This window comes from Anaerococcus kampingae, from assembly GCF_046365475.1.
GTDB lineage: Bacteria > Bacillota > Clostridia > Tissierellales > Peptoniphilaceae > Anaerococcus > Anaerococcus kampingae.
On sequence record NZ_JBGMEF010000018.1, the window covers coordinates 1 to 21,448 of the forward strand.

21 protein-coding genes, 1 tRNA gene and 1 other RNA gene are annotated in these 21,448 nt (G+C 31.4%); 20 read left to right on the top strand and 3 right to left on the bottom strand.

Going from position 1 to position 21,448, the window contains the following annotated elements; translation table 11 throughout:
* Positions 1-199 precede the first annotated feature (199 nt).
* Positions 200-1,477, top strand: coding sequence for a putative glycoside hydrolase (locus ACCQ42_RS03800; protein WP_106460582.1), 1,278 nt, complete (start codon positions 200-202; stop codon positions 1,475-1,477).
* 52 nt (positions 1,478-1,529) lie between these two features.
* On the opposite strand, the gene ACCQ42_RS03805 is transcribed toward ACCQ42_RS03800, so the two are convergent.
* Positions 1,530-2,375 carry an AraC family transcriptional regulator gene (locus tag ACCQ42_RS03805; protein WP_311530544.1) on the bottom strand — a complete coding sequence of 282 codons (846 nt, stop codon included), beginning with the start codon at positions 2,373-2,375 and terminating at the stop codon, positions 1,530-1,532.
* Between the two features lie 239 nt (positions 2,376-2,614).
* Here ACCQ42_RS03805 and dnaG point away from each other — a divergent pair, with 239 nt between their 5' ends.
* From dnaG to ACCQ42_RS03845, 8 genes are all read left to right on the top strand, one after another.
* Positions 2,615-4,285 (top strand): DNA primase, encoded by a 1,671-nt coding sequence (dnaG, locus tag ACCQ42_RS03810; protein WP_265236473.1) that lies wholly within the window; start codon positions 2,615-2,617, stop codon positions 4,283-4,285.
* The gene (gene rpoD / locus ACCQ42_RS03815) at positions 4,272-6,071 is read left to right on the top strand and encodes an RNA polymerase sigma factor RpoD (protein WP_106460579.1); all 1,800 of its coding nucleotides are present in this window, start codon (positions 4,272-4,274) and stop codon (positions 6,069-6,071) included. The genes dnaG and rpoD overlap by 14 nt, the downstream gene beginning before the upstream one ends.
* A 1-nt stretch (position 6,072) precedes the next feature.
* A complete protein-coding gene (locus ACCQ42_RS03820; RefSeq protein ID WP_410035440.1) occupies positions 6,073-6,756 on the top strand; it encodes a tRNA (adenine(22)-N(1))-methyltransferase in 684 nt (227 codons plus the stop codon).
* A complete protein-coding gene (locus ACCQ42_RS03825; RefSeq protein WP_311530547.1) occupies positions 6,747-7,517 on the top strand; it encodes a Nif3-like dinuclear metal center hexameric protein in 771 nt (256 codons plus the stop codon). Before ACCQ42_RS03820 ends, ACCQ42_RS03825 begins: the two co-directional genes overlap by 10 nt.
* Positions 7,518-7,548: 31 nt before the next feature.
* Positions 7,549-7,888: RNase P RNA component class A (gene rnpB, locus ACCQ42_RS03830), an RNA gene on the top strand.
* A 251-nt stretch (positions 7,889-8,139) separates the two neighbouring features.
* Positions 8,140-9,516, top strand: a complete 1,377-nt coding sequence (locus ACCQ42_RS03835; protein ID WP_410035441.1) for an NlpC/P60 family protein — start codon at positions 8,140-8,142, stop codon at positions 9,514-9,516.
* Between the two features lie 55 nt (positions 9,517-9,571).
* On the top strand, positions 9,572-10,372 hold the full coding sequence (locus ACCQ42_RS03840; protein ID WP_410035442.1) for a bifunctional 5,10-methylenetetrahydrofolate dehydrogenase/5,10-methenyltetrahydrofolate cyclohydrolase: 801 nt from the start codon (positions 9,572-9,574) through the stop codon (positions 10,370-10,372).
* On the top strand, positions 10,356-11,348 hold the full coding sequence (locus ACCQ42_RS03845) for a lipid II:glycine glycyltransferase FemX (RefSeq protein ID WP_410035443.1): 993 nt from the start codon (positions 10,356-10,358) through the stop codon (positions 11,346-11,348). Before ACCQ42_RS03840 ends, ACCQ42_RS03845 begins: the two co-directional genes overlap by 17 nt.
* Positions 11,349-11,383: 35 nt before the next feature.
* Here ACCQ42_RS03845 and tpx read toward each other — a convergent pair whose 3' ends face one another.
* Complete coding sequence (tpx, locus tag ACCQ42_RS03850) at positions 11,384-11,896, bottom strand: thiol peroxidase (RefSeq protein ID WP_410035444.1); 513 nt, start codon at positions 11,894-11,896, stop codon at positions 11,384-11,386.
* A 149-nt stretch (positions 11,897-12,045) separates the two neighbouring features.
* On the opposite strand from tpx, the gene ACCQ42_RS03855 reads away from it, so the two are divergent.
* The 9 genes from ACCQ42_RS03855 to thrB all read left to right on the top strand — a co-directional run bounded on the left by ACCQ42_RS03855 (position 12,046) and on the right by thrB (position 19,387).
* Positions 12,046-12,690 carry a 50S ribosomal protein L25 gene (locus tag ACCQ42_RS03855; RefSeq protein WP_410035445.1) on the top strand — a complete coding sequence of 215 codons (645 nt, stop codon included), beginning with the start codon at positions 12,046-12,048 and terminating at the stop codon, positions 12,688-12,690.
* Between the two features lie 107 nt (positions 12,691-12,797).
* Entirely contained in the window at positions 12,798-13,421 is a 624-nt protein-coding gene (tmk, locus tag ACCQ42_RS03860; protein ID WP_410035446.1) for a dTMP kinase, read from the top strand.
* 1 nt (position 13,422) lies between these two features.
* Positions 13,423-13,752, top strand: coding sequence for a cyclic-di-AMP receptor (locus tag ACCQ42_RS03865; protein ID WP_410035447.1), 330 nt, complete (start codon positions 13,423-13,425; stop codon positions 13,750-13,752).
* Positions 13,749-14,537 carry a DNA polymerase III subunit delta gene (locus ACCQ42_RS03870; protein ID WP_106460569.1) on the top strand — a complete coding sequence of 263 codons (789 nt, stop codon included), beginning with the start codon at positions 13,749-13,751 and terminating at the stop codon, positions 14,535-14,537. Before ACCQ42_RS03865 ends, ACCQ42_RS03870 begins: the two co-directional genes overlap by 4 nt.
* The gene (locus ACCQ42_RS03875; RefSeq protein WP_410035448.1) at positions 14,534-15,346 is read left to right on the top strand and encodes a PSP1 domain-containing protein; all 813 of its coding nucleotides are present in this window, start codon (positions 14,534-14,536) and stop codon (positions 15,344-15,346) included. Before ACCQ42_RS03870 ends, ACCQ42_RS03875 begins: the two co-directional genes overlap by 4 nt.
* Before the next feature lie 123 nt (positions 15,347-15,469).
* On the top strand, positions 15,470-15,643 hold the full coding sequence (locus tag ACCQ42_RS03880) for an indolepyruvate ferredoxin oxidoreductase subunit alpha (RefSeq protein WP_106460567.1): 174 nt from the start codon (positions 15,470-15,472) through the stop codon (positions 15,641-15,643).
* 230 nt (positions 15,644-15,873) lie between these two features.
* Complete coding sequence (locus ACCQ42_RS03885; RefSeq protein WP_410035449.1) at positions 15,874-17,079, top strand: homoserine dehydrogenase; 1,206 nt, start codon at positions 15,874-15,876, stop codon at positions 17,077-17,079.
* Complete coding sequence (thrC, locus tag ACCQ42_RS03890; protein WP_410035450.1) at positions 17,079-18,533, top strand: threonine synthase; 1,455 nt, start codon at positions 17,079-17,081, stop codon at positions 18,531-18,533. Before ACCQ42_RS03885 ends, thrC begins: the two co-directional genes overlap by 1 nt.
* Positions 18,530-19,387 (top strand): homoserine kinase, encoded by an 858-nt coding sequence (gene thrB, locus ACCQ42_RS03895; protein WP_410035451.1) that lies wholly within the window; start codon positions 18,530-18,532, stop codon positions 19,385-19,387. Before thrC ends, thrB begins: the two co-directional genes overlap by 4 nt.
* A gap of 34 nt (positions 19,388-19,421) precedes the next feature.
* Here the strand turns inward: thrB and ACCQ42_RS03900 are convergent.
* Positions 19,422-19,496, bottom strand: a tRNA-Thr gene (locus ACCQ42_RS03900).
* A gap of 81 nt (positions 19,497-19,577) precedes the next feature.
* Between ACCQ42_RS03900 and ACCQ42_RS03905 the strand changes: the two genes are divergently transcribed.
* Both ACCQ42_RS03905 and ACCQ42_RS03910 read left to right on the top strand, forming a co-directional pair.
* Positions 19,578-20,705, top strand: coding sequence for a hypothetical protein (locus ACCQ42_RS03905; RefSeq protein ID WP_106460563.1), 1,128 nt, complete (start codon positions 19,578-19,580; stop codon positions 20,703-20,705).
* Complete coding sequence (locus ACCQ42_RS03910) at positions 20,702-21,445, top strand: TraX family protein (protein WP_410035452.1); 744 nt, start codon at positions 20,702-20,704, stop codon at positions 21,443-21,445. The genes ACCQ42_RS03905 and ACCQ42_RS03910 overlap by 4 nt, the downstream gene beginning before the upstream one ends.
* The last annotated feature ends 3 nt before the right edge of the window (positions 21,446-21,448 follow it).

The following is a 21,448-nucleotide window of genomic DNA, read 5'->3' on the forward strand; positions in this document are numbered from 1 at the left end:
CAGGAGTTGTTTCTAAGATAGTTAAATAGTCCCACCATATATAAAGGTTACGGATATATTCGTAATTTCTGAGATAAGGAATGGCCGAGTCCAGAAATTTTATAAGAAGAAGTAAAACTTCTTTAATATGACACCTTGAATAACTAAAAAATAATTTAAATAAGCGGGCCTGTGCTCGCTTTTTTATTTAGGAGAATCTATGATTAAGAAAAAAATTTTTCTTCCATTCTTACTTACTTTAATATTAATACTTACTTCTTGCGGCTCTTCTTCAAAAGTTAAAGATGAAAATCCTACAGAAGAAGTAAAGATTGAAGAAAGTAAAAAAATAAGCAAAAAAACTAAGCCTGAAAAAAAGCCGATAGGTGAACCATACGAAATAGGTGTTACCCCTGATGATTATAATATGGATTATGACACCTCTAGACTTTTATCTCTAGAAGATAAAAAAAGTAAGTATTATCCAAAAGATGGGGTAAGGGGATTATATTTCAACACAGGATCAATAAATATTCCTGAAGTATATGAAGGCATAATGGGAATGATAGAAGAAAGTAACCTAAATGCTGTAGTAATAGATGTCAAAGATGACTGGGGAAATATAACCGTAGATTTTGATACCGATAATGAAGATATACAGTATGCAAATACAAAGCTTATAAATGCTAAAACCTTAATAGATGATCTTCATTCAAGAGGCATATATGTAATTGGTAGAATTACAAGCTTCAAAGACTCAATTATAACCAAAATTCACCCAGAATGGGGCTTTACGAAAGCAGATGGTAGCCTTTGGGCAAATGGTCACCAAGAAGCCTTTATGAATCCATTTTTAAGAGAAGTGCAGGATTACAATATTCATATCGCAGAGCTTGCAGCAGAAGCTGGATTTGATGAAATACAATTTGACTATGTAAGGTTTGCAGAAGGTTTTGAAACATTTGGAGATAGCTTAGATTACTCTAGAGGTGAATATGAGAAAGAAAATATGGATGAAGGAGATAAGAGGGTTGCGGCTATTACTAACTTTGTAAGAAGAGCTAGAGAAAGTATACAAGCTTACGGCATACCAATATCTGTAGACGTGTTTGGATATGCTCTACAAGCTGGAAGAGCAAGTGGTATTGGTCAAGATTTCTCTGAAATATCAAATCAGGCTGATATAATGTCATCTATGATATATCCATCCCACTGGGGTCCATATTCATTTGAAATTGAAAAACCTGACTTGGAGCCTTATGAACTAGTTAAAAGATATCTAAAGGAAGAACAAAAAATATTTTCAAAACTCGAGCACAAACCTCAATCCCGTCCATGGATACAAGATTTTACCGCTTCTTGGATAGGAGAGGGAAATTGGATGGAATATGATGCTGATGCTGTACAGGCTCAGATAGATGCGATTTATGAATCAGGTCAAAATGAATATTTGATATGGAATGCAACAAATAAATATTCCAAGGGGGTTGATTATTAAAAAGAGGCTTAGGCCTCTTTTTTAATATAAAAATAAGACTAGTAAACTAGTCTTATAGTCTGTGTTTCTTTCTAAATTGTGAAGGAGTTTCTCCAACTTTTTTCTTAAAAACTTGGTTGAAATAGGACTGGGAATTAAAACCCACTATGGCAGATACTTCTTCCATGGTGTGGTTGGTTGATATAAGAATATTTTTTGAAACTTCAATTCTCTTTAAAATTAAATACTCAATTGGAGTGATTCTATATGATTGCTTAAATTCAGAAATAAGGTGAAACTTATTCATATAAGCCATAGCAGATAGGTCTTCTAATTTGATATCTTCGTGGTAATTAGCATCCATATAAGATTTAATATAGTCAATTTGTCTATTGACTCTCTTATCGTGCTTAACAACTATTTTTTTTCTATATTTTCTAAGTAAATTAATTACTAAAGCACAAGCTAATGAAGAAGCCATAGACCTTGCAAATAAATCGCTTCCCTTATACTCTCTAATTATATCGCTAAATAGCCCTTCAAATTGCAAGGATTTATTTTTATTATCAACGTGGAAATAATTGATATCCATACTTTCATCATTTTTAAGTCCAGCAATTGAAATGCTTTCAATTCCGAAGCCAATAAGCTTGCATGAGCTAATACTTTTATCCACATATAAGGTATGTCCGATATTAGGATTTATTATTACAAGATCACCAGCATTAAAATCTATTACTTCACTTTCTATAGAAAGTTTGCCATATCCTTCAGCTAGATAATAAAAATATGTAAAAGGATGAAACTGAATCCTACTAGCTGCATTTTTGGCAAGAGAATTCTCTTGGGCATCCAATATTCTTATATCAATATTATTTATTGAATTATCATTTTGTAATAATGGTTGATTGTTATCCATCTTAAACCTCTAATCTTTGATGCAAATTTTATAGAAATTGCGTAAAACACTTCTAAAGTATTAATATTATACTATATTTTTTAGGGATATTTAACAATTTTCATTTCAAAAACCATCACTATTTTAGAAAAAATTAAAATATAAATCATAAAATTTTATTAAAGCCAATTTCTTTAAAATGCTAAAAAAGATAAATTGATATAAAAGCTAATAAAAGTATAGTTTGAATAGGTGATAAGATGAGATTAATATCAGATGATATGGCAAATCAAATAAAGGAAAGTTCAGATATTATAGATATAATTGGCGAATATGTCGACTTGAAGAGAGCGGGCTCCTCCTATAAGGGATTATGTCCATTTCATAACGAGAAAACCCCATCATTTACAGTTGACAAGAAGAAACAATTATTTCACTGTTTCGGATGTGGAGCAGGAGGGGATGTTGTTTCTTTTATAATGCAAAAAGAAGGCCTATCATATCCAGAAAGCTTGGAATTTTTAGCCAATAGAGCAGGAATAAATTTAATTTATCAAAATAACCCTGGGGAAAATAAATATAAAAATCACCTATATGATATCAATAAAGATATAATGATGTTTTTTTATAAAAATTTATTAACCAATAAAGCTCCTCAAGATTATTTAGTAAAGAGGGGATTAAGAAGCAATATAGTTAATACCTTTATGCTTGGCTATGCTAAAGATTCTTGGGATGATTTGTTAAATTATGCAAAATCAAAGGGCTATAAGGAAGAGGACCTCTTATCTTTAGGCTTAATAGCTAAGTCTAAAAATGGCAATTATTATGATAAGTATAGGAATAGAGTGATTTATCCCATAATAGATATTTATGGTAGGGTAATAGGTTTTGGCGGCAGGGCAATAGATGATGCCATGCCAAAATATCTAAATTCTCCAGAATCTGAGATATTTAAAAAAAGATATAATTTATATGCTTTAAATAATTTCAAAAAGCAAAATAAAAGAGATTTAATCCTAGTTGAAGGCTATATGGATGTTATAGCTCTCAACAATTGGGGTATAGATATAGCTGTAGCAAGTCTTGGTACAGCTTTTACACTAGATCAGGCAAAACTTGCGAAAAGATATGCTGATAATATCTATGTTTGCTATGATTCTGATGGAGCAGGAATAAAAGCTACTCAAAGAGCTATAGATATTTTTAACCAAGCAGATATAAGCGTAAATATAATTGAGCTTGGAGAGGGACTAGATCCTGATGATTTTGTAAGAAAATATGGCAAAGAAGCCTTTATCGATAAAATGGATAAGGCCTTAGACCAATATAATTATAGGTATAATCAGATATTAGATTCTTACTCACAAGCAAGTGAGAATGAAAAGTTTGATAAGTTAAATTTATTTATAGAATTTCTTGCAAGCATCAAGCAAGATCTTACACGTGAAATTTTTATTAATAACGTATCAAAGCTATTTGACATTGAAAAATCAACTTTAAAAGAGGCTATTACAAAGTATAATAATAAACAAAATAGAACAAACTTCTTTAATAATAAACCGATTGATAAAAAGGTAATAGTTAAGGAAGAGAAGTTAGATTTTAATCAATATGAATTAGAAATTTTAAGGCTTATTTTTATGCAGCCTGATGATTATAAAGAAGAGTCTGAATATTTTGATAAATTTTTAAAAAATCAAAAATTAATTGATTTTAAAGATTTTTTGATTAATAAAGAACCTAGTAAATTTGACAAGAATGATAAGGATTTTAAATTTATTCTAGCTTATGTTATGAATGATAAGAATCCTATCTTAGTAAATGAGTTAAAAGATAAGATTAGCCTGTATGAAAGGCTCCAAAAGATAAAGAAATTAAGAGAAACTGGGCCTACAATTAGTAAGGGGAGAAATGATGACCAGCGATGATAATAAATTGCTCGAAGATGAAGTTCTAAAAGAAATTGTTGAAGAATTTATCTCGATAAGCGAATCCCAAGATGGGGTAATAACATTTAGTCAGATAAATGAATTCGATGATTTTAATGATTTAGAAATTGAAAATCAAAAGTTTATAATAGAAAAAATTACATCTTCAGGAATAGAAATCGTGGAAAAGTCTGAGACTGAGTTAGACAAAGAGGAAGAAGTTGAAGAAGAAATTGACGATGATGAAGATGAAGATATCGATGAAGAAGAGATTGAAAAGGAAATAGATAAGTCTGTAGATGATTTGGCTGGCCTTAAGCTTGATGATCCCGTAAAAATGTATCTAAAGGAAATTGGTAAAGTAAATCTCTTAACAGCAACCGAAGAAATTATTTTATCAAGAAGGATGGAAGCTGGAGAAATAGCCAGAAAAGCTTTAAATGGTAATAAATTTAACAAGCAAAATAAGACTAAACTTGCCAATGATGTATTTTTTGGTGATTTAGCTAAGATATTAACCAATGCCAGTGATAAGCTATCTATAGGCCAAGAAATAGATGCGGAAACAATCGAAGACTTAGATGGTTTGGTCAATATGGGTCGCTTGTTTAACCAAGTTATGACAGATGACCTTGATAAGGACCAGCTTGAGCAGCTTAATGCGAAAATTTTGATATGCAATATAGCCCAACAATCAGTTAATGATGATGACTTAAGCAAGAGGGAAGCAAATATCTTATGTGACCTTTTTGATTCCTTTGACCATATGTTAAAAATCATCGAAAATTCTGAAGTTGTAAATTTGGTGTACCAATCATTTAATGATTTACTTAAAAAAGCAGCCAACAAGGACTTCATTAAGACAAATGATCAGATGGTAATAGATAATCTAATAAAAATATCTGAACTTGCTGGTCGCCTTGAAAATAAAGATAAGTTAAATGATGATGAATCATCATTTTTAGTCTACATGATAAATAAAAGAGATTTTGCTCTTAAAATGTTAAACAATGAAGAATTTACAAGCCAAGAGATAAGAGAATTAAAAAATCAGATAATAAAGTCACAAAGGGCTAAGGAAAAACTAGCTGAAACAAACTTAAGGCTAGTCGTATCCATAGCTAAAAAATACGTAGGCCGTGGCATGAACTTCTTAGATTTAATTCAAGAAGGAAATATGGGTCTTATGAAGGCAGTCGATAAATATGACTACAACAGGGGTTTTAAGTTTTCAACCTATGCCACTTGGTGGATTAGACAGGCTATTACCCGTGCTATAGCAGACCAAGCTAGAACAATAAGGATACCGGTTCACATGGTAGAAACTATAAATAAGCTTGTAAGAATTCAAAGGCAATTGGTGCAGGATTTGGGACGTGATCCATCAAATGAAGAAATAGCTGAAGCAATGGGCATAGAAGTAGATAAGGTATCAGAGATTAGAAAGATTGCCCAAGAACCGGTAAGTCTTGAAACACCAATCGGTGAAGAAGATGACAGCCACTTGGGAGATTTTATAGAAGATGATAGTGCGATAGATCCAGGCGAGGCAGCAAATTATTCAATGTTAAGAGAACAACTAAATGAAGTTCTCTCATGCCTGGGTGCTCGTGAGAAAAGAGTCCTACAATTAAGATTTGGCTTGATTGATGGTACTCCACGTACCTTAGAAGAAGTTGGCAAAGAATTTGATGTAACTCGTGAAAGAATTAGACAGATAGAAGCAAAGGCACTTAGGAAATTAAAATCTCCTAATAAGAGCGAATTATTGAAAGACTTTTTATAAAATGGAAGATAAGAAAAGATTATTAGATATAGTTAAAATACTAGATAAAAATAAAAAAGTCATAGATGTAGGAACCGATCATGGATTGGTTCCTTTATATTTGGCAAAAAATAATATATCAAAAGATATAATAGCAACAGACATCTCAAAACCATCTCTGCAGAAGCTTATAGATAGGTTAGATGATAATACATCAAAGATAATAAAAACTATCCATACAGATGGTTTTAAGGGCCTAAAAAGCGAACCTAATCAGGTAGCAATTATTGCTGGTATGGGTGCAAACACAATTATTGATATAATAAATGATAGTTTAGATTTTGTAAGTAATTTAGATTATCTCATTATAGAATCAAATATTAATACAAGTTTACTTAGAGAATATCTAATGGAAAATGATTTTGATATTGAATTAGACTTTTTAACCTATGAAAAAAGAAAATTTTACGATATTTTAAAGGTTAAAGATAAGAAAACAAGAGATTTGTCATTTGAAGAGTACTATTACGGTTTTACAGATATTGAAAATAAGGGCAAACTTCTTTTAGAAAAGCTAAAAATAGACAAGGATAAAAATAAGAATTTCCTTAATCATATAAAAGAAAATTCTGATGATAAAAAAGCTATTAAAAAAATTGAAGACAGGTTAGAAGCGATAAGAAAGGTGGAAGAAAGGTGCAAATAAAATATTTAATTAGCAAATTAGAAGAAAAGTATCCTTTTTATTTACAAGAAGAATGGGACAATTCTGGCTTACAAATAGGAAATCCTGAAGATGAATTAAGAGGAGTCGTCTTATCCTTAGATTTAGAAGAGGAAAGTATAGACTTAGCTATTGAAAAGAGAGCGAATTTAATAATTACTCATCATCCTTACTTATTTTCACCAACTAAATCCATTGATTTTAGGAATAGTTTCTATAATAGATTAGAAAAAGCGATTAAAAATGACATCACAATTTTCGCCTTCCATACTAATCTTGATATAGCAGAGGGTGGAGTAAATGATAATCTTGGAGAGATAATTGGCTTAAAAGATATGAAAAGCTTAGAGCAAGGTAAAGAACTTGGCCTTGGAAGGTACGGTAATATTGAAAAAATAAATGCTAAAGATTTTCTTAGTCAAGTAAAAGAAAAGTTGCAAGCCAATGAAATTATTTGCTATGGAGATGTTAACAAAGAAATAGAAAAGGTAGGAATATGTGGTGGTGCAGGTGCCTCCTTATTAGATGATGCTATAAGCCTAAATTGCGACTTATTTATAAGCGGAGACATAAAGTATCATGAAGGTATGGATTATGCAAATAAGGGCCTAATTATTGCCGATTTAGGACATTTTGCAAGCGAGAACCATATAATATACAAATTAGAAAAAGAAATAAAGAAAATAATAGGAGATGAAGTTTTTACCTTTTCAAAAACAGACTCATTTAGAACCTTTATTTGAAATTTTTAAAAATAAAGATAAAATACAATACGGAGTAAATTAGATAATCGCGGGGCTTAGGCCACGAGGAAAGTCCGTGCACCATAGAGCAAGGATGCTTGATAACGTCAAGTAGGAGTGATCTTCAGGCAAGTGCAACAGAAAGTATACCGCCAAAATTTGGTAAGGTTGGAATGGCGAGGTAAGAGCTCACCAGCTGTCCTAGTGATAGGCAGGCTATGTAAACCCCATCCGGTGCAAGAACAAAAGGACGCAAAAGGGCTTGCTCGGTCCTGTCCGCAAAATGGTAGTTCGCTTGAGCTTACTAGCAATAGTAAGCCTAGATAGATGATTATCCACGACAGAACACGGCTTACAGATTTACTCTTTACATAATTACTACAGAATTGGTTACAAAAAACAAAAGAGCTGTAGGAAAAAATTACACTTTAACCGGTTACATTTTATAAATATTGGGTAATTTCGGAATAATTCTCAATAAGTATAAAAAAATCCTAATAAAGTGTAATTTTTTTGTAACTAATTATTGACACTTTTGTAAAAAAGATATAAGATATAGTCAGATTTCAAAATAAAACAATAGATTTAACAATTCATAACAATTATGGAGGAGTTATTAATAATGAATAAGAAAAACATAGGTGCGGCGCTTTCAGTTATAGCTGCATCAGCTGCTGTAGCAACAGCATACGCTACAACAGTTACAGATTTACAAAATGATAAACATACAAATTCTTTAATATCTGAGGAAAACAAAGAAGTTGAAAGCTCATCTTCTTTCGTAAAAAGCGATTATACTAAAGAAGTAAAAAATACAAAAATTGCCGGCCAAAAGAGAAATACAGCTAAGGCTAGCAAAGAAATAAAAGAAAACATACTAATTGAGAAAACTGCTCAAAATTTAGTTAAGCCACAAATTATTAAAGCTGAAAAAATAGCTGAAGAAAAAGCGAATCAAGAAGCAGCTAAAGAAATTGTAAGCTATGACGATAAAGATGAAAATGGTGTAGTTAAATATGATGACTCAGACCTTGACCAAGTAATAGTAGATAATTCTAAAGCTAGCGAAAAAGTAGTAGAATATGATGATTCTGCTATAGAAGAAGATGTCGCAGAAAGCCCAGCTAAAGAAGTAGTTACATATCAAGATGATAACGATGTGGAAACTAAAGAAGAAGCGGTAGAAACACAGTCAACAAAACAAGAAGTTAAGGCTCCAGCCTTAGAAGATAAATTTGTAAATACAAATAGTTTAAATATAAGAACAAGCAAAGATGCTAGTAACAACTCAAATATCCTTAGATCAATCAAGGCTGGGGATAAGCTAGTAGGTTATGTAGATGGTGAATGGTTTGTAACAAATGAAGGTTATGTAAACCTAGCTTACCTATCAAACGCATATCCAAGTGCTCTAGTTGAACAAATAAAAGCAGAAGAAGCAAGAGTTGCAGAAGAGGCAAGAAAAGCTGAAGAAGCAAGAAAGGCTGAAGAAGCTAAGAAAGCAGAAGAAGCCAAAGCTCAAGAATCTGCTCAAAAAGCACAAGCCCCAGTAGTTAGAGAAGCAATCTCAAATGCTGAAGAAGCTGTATCAGTAGAATCAACACAAAATACTCCACAAGTTAACCAGAACGCTCAATCAGCAGCAGGAATAGCTAGTCAATACGTTGGGTCTGCTTATGTTTGGGGTTCATCAGATCCAAGTGTAGGTTTTGATTGCTCAGGGCTAACATCTTATGCTTATAGACAAATAGGGGTAAGCTTACCTCACAGCTCACAAGCCCAATTTAACAATGGATATGCGGTAGAATTAGGTAATCTAAAGGCAGGAGACTTAGTGTTCTTCTCATTTGGTGGAGGATCTATCGATCACGTTGGAATTGTAACAGGATCAGATGGTACTTTCGTACACGCATCTACTCCAGAAACAGGCGTTAGAGTTGATAATTTATTCAACGGATCATACCAAAGAGCATACAGAGGAGCTAGAAGAATATTCTAGAAAAAATATAAGCATCCAGAAGCAAGAGCTTTTGGATGTTTTTTCATGGAGAAAAATGAATTTATTAAATACCAAAAATTTAAGAGATGAACTTCTTAATAAACTAAAAAATAATAATTTTAAAAATAAAATCCTACTATTAAGTAAAAATCCAAATAAGGAAGCTATATTTTATAAAAACGTAATAATCAAAAGATGTGAAGAGTTTGGAATTTCTTACGTGGAAAAAGAATTTGATGGAGAAAATAATCATGAAATAATTTCCTTTATAAATTCTTTTGACAAAGCGGATGGCTTTATCATTTTAGCACCTTTTGGCTCAGGTGAAGATTTGACATATTTAAAAGAATCGATCAAAATTAGAGACTTAGATGGTTTTACATTCAAATCCTTAGGCAAGTCTATGGAAGGATGGATAGATTTTCTTCCTGCCACATCAAGAGCTATTGTTAAATTTTTAGAAAATCAACAAATAGATTATAGGGGAAAAAATATAACAATTGCTAATAGGACAAGTGTAATAGGAAAACCACTATCTATGTATTTAGCAAGTAGGGGTGCAAATGTAAGTGTGATAAATAGCTCTTGTCAAAATCCTAAGAGTTTTATCAAAAACTCTGACATTTTTATATCAGCAATAGGGAGTGCATCTTATTATGATCAAACTTATTTTAAAGATGATAGCTTAATAATAGATGTTGGAACTTCGTATATAAATGGTAAGATAGTAGGAGATGTAGACGTAGAGTCTATAAGTGAAATGAATGTCGATTACCTAGGAAGCAAAAGTGGTATAGGTGCGATTACCACGCTTACCTTGTTGGAGGGAATGATAGATAATGCCAATAGTAAATAATGAAAATGATTTAAAAAGATATAATGAATTTGTAAGAAATAGCCCTTACGCTAGACCAATGCAAGATACAGCTTGGTCAAAAATTAAAAACAACTGGACAAATGATTATGTATACATAGAAGAAAATAAGCAGATAATTGCTGCAATGTCTGTGATAGGAATCAAAAATACAAACGGTAAACACTTCTTATATGCTCCTAGAGGGCCAGTATGTGATTTTAGGGATACAAAGCTAGTGGAAGCACTAATAAAGGAAGCGGAGCCTTTAAAAGACAAATACGATGCCTTTCTTTTAAGAATGGACCCAGAGCTAGTATTTGATGAGAAATTAGTCTATGATTATAGGAAATTAGGTTATGATTTTAGAAGTGTGGGACTAGATACTCACTCCTTTACCCAACCAAGATACAATATGATAATAGATTTAACTTGTCATAATGAAGATGAAATATTTGAAAGCTTTTCATCAAAGGGAAGGTACAACGTTAGAAAATCGATAAGAGCTGGAATAAATACAATTATAAAAACTGACGACGAAGGCCTAGATATATTCTATGAACTTACAAAAATAATGGCAGAAAGACAGGAAATCGGCCATAGACCAAAAGATTATTACCAAAGGCTAATAGAATATTTAGATGCAGAAATATTTATATCATATTTTGAAGATAAGCCTCTTTCAGCATCCTTATTAATTCCTTATGGCAATAAGGTTTATTACCTATATGCTGCAAGCTCAAACGAGCTCCGAAACAAGATGCCAAATTATAATATGATTTGGGAAGAAATAAAATGGTGTCTAGAAAAAGGTTATGATTATCTAGATCTAGGTGGGACATTTAGTCTAGATTCAAAAGATGGCCTATATAGGTTTAAGCAATCCTTCTGCTATCCGGATAAGTATTCTAACTTTATAGGTGAATTAGATGTTGTCTATGATAGGGAAAAATACGAAGAATTTTTAATCACAAAATAGTAAAACTCCTCGATAAGAGGAGTTTTTTATGGTTATTATTTACTTAATTGTTTAGCAACCCTAACAGCTTCCTCATATTCAGGAAGATCAGTATTTTGCTTTAAGTATTGGACATATTTTATTGTATTATCCTTATCAACAACAAATACAGACCTATTTAGAAGTTTTAATTCTTCAATTAAGGTGCCATATTTACTTGAAAAATCTCTTGTATTATAGTCTGAAACAAACTTAATTTGATCAGCTTTTTTATTTTTCTTAAATCTGATTTGAGCAAAAGGCAAGTCATTTGAAACTGTAAGGATTATAACATCGTCTGATAAAAACTCAGTTGCTTTTTGAAACATCTTTGTTTGAAGTTCACAAACATCAGTATCTAGAGAAGGAACTACAGAAATAATCTTGATTTTTCCATCCTCTTCATCATAAAAATTATAAGGGCTAAGGTCCATCTTGTTGGCAACAAAATCAGGTGCCTTATCTCCAACCTTAAGTTCCTCACCTAATACAGTAATATCTACAGTACCGAATTTTCCTCTTCTTGTCATAAAACTCTCCTTCATTTTTTCATCCTATTAGCAATATTGTATTACAAGAGCATAAATTATCAATAATTTTAAAATATTAATCTTTAAGTTATTGTAAATAAGGCAAAGATGGAGTATAATTAGCTAGTATGAATTAATAAGGAGGCAAAATGGCTAATTTAGTTTTACAAGCAGAAAAAAGAGAAGCTACTGGTAAAAATAAAGTTAACAAACTTAGAAATAGTGAATTAATACCAGGAGTAGTTTATGCCAAAAATCAAGAAAATGTAAATGTTCAATTTGAAGCTAGAGAATTTGATAAAGTTCTTAGACAAGCTGGAACATCTACAATTATAACACTAGATGTCAATGGAGAAGGTAAAGAAGTACTTATCAAAGATTTCCAAACTCATCCATACAAAAACCAATTTTTACATGTAGATTTTCAGGCTATAGACCAAAATCAAGCAATCAGAGTATCTGTTCCAGTTAACCTAATTGGTAGAGATGATTTAAATGCTGATGCAGGAGTACTAGTACAAAATATCGACGTAGTAGAAGTAGAATGTCTACCAAAATACATCCCACAAACAGCAGATGTTGAAATCAAAGACCTACAAATTGGTGAAAACAAAACAGTTGCTGATCTTGACATCTTCAAAGATGAAAACATCAACGTACTTGCTGATGCAGAAGAAGTTATCTGCTCACTACAAGAAGTATCTGAAGAAGAAATCATTGATGATGAAGAAACAGCAGATGCAGCTGATGTACCAACAGTTGATGAAACTGAAGAATCTGAAGATAACGAATAATATTTAAAGCCATTGCTCTTTATTATAGACAATGGTTTTTTTATTTGGAAATTTTAAAGAAAAAATACTCCTAGACTTATTTTGGGAAAATATAGTATAATGTATATATGAACGGAAAATTTATAGTATTTGAAGGACCAGATGGGTCTGGAAAAACAACCATATTAGAAAAAGTTAAGACGATATTAGAAAATGACTCTCATCCTGTAAGCTTCTATAGGGAGCCAGGTGGAACACCCATTTCTGAAAAAATCAGATCAATAATAATTGATAATGAAAATTCCGAGATGTCAGCAAAGACTGAAGCTCTCCTATTTGCAGCAAGTCGTGCCCAGCTTGTAGAAGAAAGAATTAAACCGGATTTAAAAGCGGGTAAAATTGTAATTTGCGATAGATTTGTCCTAAGTTCATTATTATATCAAGGATTAGGTAGAAATTTGGGTATAGATAAGATAAAGAACATAAATAATTTTGCAACAGAAGGTCTTAAGGCTGACTTAAACATATTTTTCAATATTGACTATAAGACAGCTTTAGAAAGAAAAAGAGCCAATTTTTCTGCAGATAGACTAGAAAACGAAGATTTTTCATTTCACAGAAAGATTTTTGATGGATATATGCAAATGGCTGATCTCTATAAAGATGAAATAGTAAAGGTGGATGCTAGAAAGTCTATAGAAGATTTAACAGAAGATGTAATCAAAATTATTTATGGCTTATTGGAGGAATAAAATGAAATTATTAGTAGCTATAGTACAAGATGCAGACGTTAATTTTTTAATCGATGCCCTAACAGAAGAAGGTTATAGGATAACAAAGCTTTCAACAACAGGTGGCTTTTTAAAAAAAGGCAACACTACCCTCTTAATAGGTGTGGAAGAAGTTAAATTAGACGAAGCACTTGGAATAATAGAAAAGAATTGTAAGAAAAGAAATACCACTACAACAATAATAAATCCTACAGGTGAAAGCTCACTAATAAGCACAACAGTACCTATAGAAATAAGTGTAGGTGGGGCAACAGTATTTATAATTGATGTTGAAAAATATGTACAAATATGACCATATTAGAAAGGCAATTAGCAAATAATAATTTATCTAATGCCTACATAATAGAAGGAGAGGATGTAGGATATAATTTAAAGTACTCCCTAGATTTTGCAAAGGAAGTATTTGATTCTTACGATGTAAAGTCAAGTATAAATTCTGACTTATCAGTAATAGATAAGGAAATAATAGACATATCTACAATTAGGACGCTAATAAAAGATATGGTAATTAGACCTACAAATGGGAAAATCAAAATTTATATAATCCATAATGCTCAAAATTTGAGGATTGAGGCAGCAAACGCCATGCTAAAAAGTCTTGAAGAGCTTAAGGATTATATACTTATAATTTTCACAACAGATAATAGCGGGAAATTACTTCAAACTATAAGGTCAAGATGTCAAATAATTAGTATATCTAATGGAAATTATAAAAACGATATTGATTTTGAGAGACTTTCCGATATAATTAGAGAGATTTATGAGGGAAATCTCTCCTTTTATTATAAAGAGAGAGATTATTTATTAGCCTATAAGGATAAAAAAGATGAATTAATATCATCAATCCTTGAAATTTATAAAGGATTAATTGATTTAAAATATAAAAGTAAAAAGCCATACAGATCAAGCTATGCATATAATCTAGAAAAACTTAGCCAAATGGATTTAAATGTTATAGAAAGATTAATCAGTAAGCTTGAAGAAATACAAATTGCTTATAGGAATAATATTAATTTTGAATTAAGTATAGAAAATATATTTTTTAATATATATAGAGAAGGCAGGAAAGATAAATGAATGTAGTTGGAATAAGATTTAAAAATGCTGGCAAAATATATTATTTTAAGGCCAATGATTTAAACCTTTGTTTTAAAGATAAGGTGATAGTCGAAAGCTCAAATGGTCTAGAACTAGCAGAAGTAGCGCTTGCAAATATAGATATTGACAAGGATAAGTTTGACAAAGACTTATCAAGTGTAATAAGAAAGGCAAGCTCCAGAGATTTAGAGATAGATGAATCAAATAAAGAAGAAGCCCAAGAAGCAATGGAGCTTGCAAAAGAAAAAGTAAGAGACCATCAGCTAGATATGAAAATCGTTGAAGGTGAGTACAGTTTCGATAAGAGCAAAATTACTTTTTATTTTACATCAGAAAACAGGGTAGACTTTAGAGCTCTTGTAAAAGATTTAGCGTCAATATTTAAGAATAGAATTGAGTTAAGACAAATCGGTGTTAGAGACCATGCTAAGCTTAAAGATTTTCATGGCTCATGTGGACAAAAAACTTGCTGCTCTCGTTTTATGACAGAGTTTAATCCTTTATCAATAAAGATGGCCAAAGACCAAGGAATAACCCTAGATCCAAATAAGATATCTGGAGTATGTGGTAGACTTATGTGCTGCTTAGATTTTGAGGAAGATAATTATCTAAAAGCTAAAAAAGAGCATCCTAAAAAGGGCCATAAAGTTTCTACTGTAGATGGAGTAGGTACGGTGGTAGATAATGATTACATTAGAGGTTTGTGTAAGGTTAGGTTAAACCTTGATGAAAGCGATGAGGAAATTGAAGATTTTTATAGGATAGAAGAGATAAGCAAAGACAGATGATAATAATTATCATTATGAATAATTAATCAGATTTCTAGAATATTTTAATAAAATTTCATGTTTTACTTGACATATTATGAATATTATTGTATACTAATCATATAATAAACATAGGAGGAAATTATGGCATACAGAATAGATGAAAATACTTGTATTTCTTGTGGTTCATGCGAAGGTGAATGCCCAGTAGGAGCAATCTCTCAAGGCGATGCTGCTTTTGAAATTGATGCAGATGCTTGTATAGATTGTGGTTCATGCTCAGCAGTTTGCCCAGTAGAAGCAATCGACCAAGAATAATTTCATAGTACATAAAGAATAAGAGACCCCTTTGGGGGTCTTTTTATATGCAAAATATAATTCTCAAATAATTCTTGTTTGTAGTAGATTAAGATAATACTTGAGTAAAGCAAAAATTAAGGTATTATCTATAGAAAATATCTTAGTCGAAAAAATATTTTTGATGATTAATATTAAGATAATTTATTTGTAAATTTAAAACTTAAATAATTATATTCAAGGAGTAAGAAGTGAAAAGAGTAGTAGGACTTGCTATACTAGGATATGGTACAGTTGGCCAGGGGATAGTAAAGCTAATTAGAGAAAAACAAGATTCAATTAAATTCTATACTAATGCAGAAATTGAAATAAAAAAAGTTTTGGTTAGAAAAGTTAGAGATTCTTATGGAGTTGATATTGATAAAAATTTACTTACAACAGACTTTGATGAAATAATAAATGATTCATCTATAGATATAGTTGTCGAAGTTACATCATCAGTTGATCAAGCTAAGGATATGATGCTTAAGGCTATGAAAAATGGCAAGCATGTAGTATCGGCAAACAAGGCTGCTATTAGTAAATATTTTCCTGAATTAAATGACCTTGCTAGGGATTTGAATCTTCACTTCCTTCACGAAGCGGCAGTTGCTGGAGGGATTCCAGTTTTAAAACCCCTTGGGGACCTTGTAATGGAAAATGAAATCACTAGGGTTAGGGGGATTTTAAATGGTACATGCAATTATATTCTATCTAAGATGACTGAAGAAGGACTTGATTATAGCGATGTCTTAAAAGAAGCTCAAGATTTAGGATATGCTGAAGCTGACCCAAGTGCAGATGTTGAAGGTTTTGATACCCATAGAAAGTTAAGAATTCTATCTACAATGGCTTTTAGGCAAGAAGTCAGTGAGGATGATATACTCGTAGATGGTATTTCTAAAATTACAGCAGATGATATTAGAATTCTTAAAGATAATGGCAGGACTATAAAACTAATAGGTGATTCCTATATTGAAGATAACAAGATTAAGGCCTGTGTTGCCCCGGTAGGAGTATATTCAGACTCATATTTTGCATCTGTAAGAGGTGCCTTTAACTCTGTTACTGTCTTTGGTGATATGGTAGGAGAACTTAAATTTTATGGCCAAGGTGCAGGCATGCTTCCTACAGCCAATGCTATCATAAATGACATAATAGATATTATTTTTGATAGACAATCCAAGGTAAGACTTGGCGAAGGTCTAAATAGAAAGATAGATAGCAGTGATATAAGGGCTGATTTTTATCTAAGATATGACAGAAATCTTGTAAATTTAGATGATTTTGATGAAGAAGTTATCGATGATAAATTAAAGGCAAGTCTAATAAGGGATGCAAAATATGTTGATTTAAAGGAAAGACTAGAAGCTGATCCTAATTCTCTTATAGTTAGACTTGAAGGTAGGAATTACTAATGAAATACGTATCCACAAGAACAGACAGAAGCCAAATAAATCCAAGCCAAGCTATAATTAAGTCTATAGCAGATGATGGTGGCCTGTTTGTGCCAATGAATTTTCCTCCATTAGGAGACTTATCTAAGCTTATTGATTTAGATTATAGAGAACTTGCTAGCTACATTTTAAAGATGTATTTTGATGATTTAGGAGATAAGCTAAATATCATTGTAAAAAAGGCTTATGATCAAAAATTCCCAGAGGAAGTTGTAAAGATTAAAGAAACAAATGCCTTTATAATGGAGCTATACCATGGTATAACTCATGCTTTTAAGGATATGGCCCTATCAATACTTCCTTTTTTACTTAAGGCTTCATTAGAAGTAAATGGAGATGATAAGAAAGTTTTAATCCTCGTTGCCACATCTGGAGATACAGGAAAGGCAGCCCTAGAAGGATTTAAGGATGTAGATGGGGTAAGGGCAATGGTCTTTTATCCAAAAGATGGGGTATCAGCCATTCAAAAGCTACAAATGATAAGTCAAGAAGGGGAAAACCTAAATGTTTTTGCTATAAAAGGAAATTTCGACAATGCCCAAACATCAGTAAAAGATGCTTTTAATGACAAGGAATTTAATAAAAAAATCCTAGAAAAAGGCTATGAATTATCATCGGCAAATTCTATAAATATAGGTAGGCTCATCCCACAGGTTGTTTACTATGTTTACACCTATCTAAGACTAGTACAAAATAAAAAAATAAAACTTGGTGAAAAGGTAAATATTGCTGTGCCTACAGGCAATTTCGGAAATGTTCTAGCTGCTTTTTATGCAAAAAACATGGGGCTTCCGGTTAATAAATTGATCATAGCTTCAAATGATAATAAAATCTTAACAGATTTTTTCGAAACTGGGTCTTATGATTCAAATAGAAAGTTGATTTTAACATCATCTCCATCTATGGATATATTGATTTCTTCAAATCTTGAAAGACTATTATATCACCTATCTGATGGAAACGATAAAAAAGTGGCCGAAGCCATGGAATCTTTAAACAAGGATAAAATTTATCTTTGGGATAAGAACTATGATGATTTAATCTATGCAAACTTTGCAGACGAAGAAGATGTAAAAGATGCAATAAAAAGTACTTATGATTCCTACAAATATTTAATAGACCCCCACACAGCTGTTGCTGTAAGTGTTTATGAAAAATATAAAAAAGAAACAGGCGATGATACAAAAACAATAATAGCATCAACAGCCAATCCTCTTAAGTTTCCTGACAAGGTTTTAAATTCCCTAGGAATTGATGGAGGAGATGATGATTTTGAGAAGCTTGAAAAAATAGGAGAGCTTATGGCTAAGGAAGTTCCTGAAAATCTATCAGCCTTGAAGGATATGGAAGTAATCCATAAGGATATAATCGATCCATCTAAGCTAAAAGAAGAAGTTTTGAGGAAATTAAAATGAAGGAATTTATAATCAAGGTACCTGCAACAAGTGCAAATGTAGGTTGTGGCTTTGATAGTTATGGTTTATCACTTAATCTTTTTAATAGTTTTAACTTTAGGGAAAGTGATGAATTTAGAGATGATAACCTAGTTATAGATGCCTATAAATATACTTTTTCTTACCTAGGAAAGGAAGCTATTCCTATAGAGGTAGAAATAGATGGGCTAGTGCCAATGACAAGGGGTCTTGGGTCTTCATCTACTTGTATCGTTGCAGGAATTTATGCTGCCCTTTACATCTTAGAAGGAAAAATTGATAAGGATTTAGCCCTTGATATTGCAGTAGAGATAGAAGGCCATCCAGACAATGTAGGACCTGCAATATTTGGAGGACTTTTGCTTTGTGTAAGGGATGGGGAGAGAGTTTATCATAAAAAAATAATACCAAATAAAAATCTTGAATTAATCGGTCTAATTCCTGACTTTAAGCTAAGGACAGAAGATTCCAGAAATGTGATATCTGATAAACTTCTACTAAAAGATGCTATAAATAATATACAAAGAGCGGCTGCTCTTGGCTTTGCCCTAAAAGATTTAGACAAGGATTTGATAAAAATTTGTCTAGATGATAAAATCCACCAGCCATATAGGAAATCCTTAATAAAAGGCTATGATAAAATATATAATAAATCATTAGAGCTTGGAGCACTAGGTGTTTACTTAAGTGGAGCAGGTCCTACAATGATGCTAATAGCAGATAAGAGAGATGATATTTTTGATGATATCAAAAAAAATATGGCAAGTGATTTTTCAACTTGGCAGGTAAAAAAACTTAAAATTGACCCAGAAGGGGCATATATAGAAAATTTATAAAAAAGGCTAGCTTTAAATAGCTAGCCTTTATAGATGGAGCTAGAAACAGGACTTGAACCTGCAACTTCCGGTTTACGATACCGTTACTCTACCATTGAGTTATTCTAGCATAAATACATTTTACTAGTATTTTTTTATTTCGTCTATATAATATATAGTGTTAGAATTAAATAATTAGAATGGAGCAAAAATGGACTATTCAATAATTTTAGAGCAAATTTACAATTTTATAATAAATAATCAATTTATAGGATTTGCAATAGGAGCTTTTCTTGTCCTAATCATTCTATATATTGCATCAAAGACCTTTAGAAAAAGCGGCTTATTTTTACTGACAACAAGCTTTTTAATCGATTTAAGTATAAGGAGTTTGCCATTTGATATATATAACAACTACCCTTATGTTTTCAATATTGTGATAGGCCTTTACATAGCAGCTTTCATAGATTTTTTGATAAGAGTTTTGTTAATTTTAATTAAGCTTAAAAAGAAAGAAAAGCGTGAAGATTCATCCCTAAAGAATTTTGTGAAATTTACTGGGATAAGACCTTTTTTACTCATGCTTATCGTAAATCTTGTTAATTTTAATAATGTCTTACCTAAAAACATTATAAATCTTTTAACAAGTCTTTCTTTTTTGTATATGGTTTTTAAGACCTTATATTCGACTTATCAATATCTGAGCCAAAAAGAAAATATAGTTATAGACGACCAGATGGATTTTTCGGATATAGATGCTTATTTATCATCAGATAATAAAAATTCTAAGAAGCGCCATAGAAGAGTGCTTAAAAATAAAAGTAGTATAGAAGAGGCAAAAGAGAAAATAGATTCAAAAGGGCCTATTCCTATGTCAAATTTCAAAAAGAAATTAAAAGCTGATGAACCCATAGAAAAAATTGAAAAAGATCTCTCTAATACCGATATAATTAATTTGATGGCTAGTTCAAACAACTTAGTAACTACAATGACTCTAACAGATTTGAATACAAAAAAAACAATCTCTTACAAGAGTGAGAAAGCAAAATTTAATTTATTAGAAGATGACTCCTACAGGGTGGATTTAGAATTTGAAGTTATAAATGATTATGACTATGGTAGATTTATGGATATTCTCTTAGCCTATGATGAAGATAGGGAAAGGTATAAATTCGAGTTAAGTATAGATGATAACAAATCAAGAGAGCTAAAGATGGTTTTCTTTGATCCAAGTCATATTGATAAAGTAAATGAGAAAGATCATAGCTTAGCTGGTAAAACTATATCTTTAATTTTTCCGAAATATAAGATAAACTTCATTAAAGGGAACTACCAATGATAAACAGAGAAGAACTATTAAAATCATGGAAATCTGATAGGAGATTTCTAAGTACAAGTGCTTTAAAGGTAATAGCATCTACAGCCATGCTTCTAAGTCACCTAGCACAATCATTTTTATTATATGGTTTAGGATATATTAAACTTGCAGATACTTTCATGCTAATAGGGAGAATCGCCATGCCAATATTTTCCTTTCTATTAGTCCAAGGGATTATACTAACAAGTGATATTAAAAAATACTTGGCTAGGTTATTAATTTTTGCCTTTATTTCAGAAATATTTTATGACCTAGCCTTTACGGGGACGGTTTTTGACTTTTCAAGGCAAAATGTATTTTTTACCTTATTTTTGGCTGGAACCATGCTTTATATATGGCAAATAGCTGAAGAAATGGATTCTTTCAAGAAAATATTACTTATTTGTTTGTCATTTATAAGTGTATCCTTAATAGCTATTGCCATAAACGCTGACTATACTTATAAGGTAATCACAGCTATTGGTCTATTATATTTTGCAAGAAATAGTAAAATAATGACAGGCCTTGCGATTTTATTGTCATTTGCTTTTTCGCGATTCACTAGAGGCTATGCGGTTTATATTCCTTACATGGTTTATTTATCTATACCACTCATATTTTTATATAACGGACAAAAAGGTAAATCTAGCAAGTGGGGATTTTATATATTTTATCCAGCGCATTTATTAATTATATATATATTGAAAATTATTTTATTATAAGGG

What these genes read in the sequence shown, in the direction of transcription:
- ACCQ42_RS03865 (WP_410035447.1), top strand. Translation starts at nt 13,423, where the DNA reads ATGAAATTATTAGTAGCTATAGTACAAGATGCAGACGTTAATTTTTTA.
- ACCQ42_RS03820 (WP_410035440.1), top strand. Translation starts at nt 6,073, where the DNA reads ATGGAAGATAAGAAAAGATTATTAGATATAGTTAAAATACTAGATAAA.
- ACCQ42_RS03875 (WP_410035448.1), top strand. Translation starts at nt 14,534, where the DNA reads ATGAATGTAGTTGGAATAAGATTTAAAAATGCTGGCAAAATATATTAT.
- ACCQ42_RS03800 (WP_106460582.1), top strand. Translation starts at nt 200, where the DNA reads ATGATTAAGAAAAAAATTTTTCTTCCATTCTTACTTACTTTAATATTA.
- ACCQ42_RS03845 (WP_410035443.1), top strand. Translation starts at nt 10,356, where the DNA reads ATGCCAATAGTAAATAATGAAAATGATTTAAAAAGATATAATGAATTT.
- ACCQ42_RS03855 (WP_410035445.1), top strand. Translation starts at nt 12,046, where the DNA reads ATGGCTAATTTAGTTTTACAAGCAGAAAAAAGAGAAGCTACTGGTAAA.
- thrB (WP_410035451.1), top strand. Translation starts at nt 18,530, where the DNA reads ATGAAGGAATTTATAATCAAGGTACCTGCAACAAGTGCAAATGTAGGT.
- ACCQ42_RS03835 (WP_410035441.1), top strand. Translation starts at nt 8,140, where the DNA reads ATGAATAAGAAAAACATAGGTGCGGCGCTTTCAGTTATAGCTGCATCA.
- ACCQ42_RS03910 (WP_410035452.1), top strand. Translation starts at nt 20,702, where the DNA reads ATGATAAACAGAGAAGAACTATTAAAATCATGGAAATCTGATAGGAGA.
- tpx (WP_410035444.1), bottom strand. Translation starts at nt 11,896, where the DNA reads ATGACAAGAAGAGGAAAATTCGGTACTGTAGATATTACTGTATTAGGT.
- ACCQ42_RS03880 (WP_106460567.1), top strand. Translation starts at nt 15,470, where the DNA reads ATGGCATACAGAATAGATGAAAATACTTGTATTTCTTGTGGTTCATGC.
- ACCQ42_RS03870 (WP_106460569.1), top strand. Translation starts at nt 13,749, where the DNA reads ATGACCATATTAGAAAGGCAATTAGCAAATAATAATTTATCTAATGCC.
- rpoD (WP_106460579.1), top strand. Translation starts at nt 4,272, where the DNA reads ATGACCAGCGATGATAATAAATTGCTCGAAGATGAAGTTCTAAAAGAA.
- tmk (WP_410035446.1), top strand. Translation starts at nt 12,798, where the DNA reads ATGAACGGAAAATTTATAGTATTTGAAGGACCAGATGGGTCTGGAAAA.
- ACCQ42_RS03805 (WP_311530544.1), bottom strand. Translation starts at nt 2,375, where the DNA reads ATGGATAACAATCAACCATTATTACAAAATGATAATTCAATAAATAAT.
- thrC (WP_410035450.1), top strand. Translation starts at nt 17,079, where the DNA reads ATGAAATACGTATCCACAAGAACAGACAGAAGCCAAATAAATCCAAGC.
- ACCQ42_RS03905 (WP_106460563.1), top strand. Translation starts at nt 19,578, where the DNA reads ATGGACTATTCAATAATTTTAGAGCAAATTTACAATTTTATAATAAAT.
- dnaG (WP_265236473.1), top strand. Translation starts at nt 2,615, where the DNA reads ATGAGATTAATATCAGATGATATGGCAAATCAAATAAAGGAAAGTTCA.
- ACCQ42_RS03840 (WP_410035442.1), top strand. Translation starts at nt 9,572, where the DNA reads ATGAATTTATTAAATACCAAAAATTTAAGAGATGAACTTCTTAATAAA.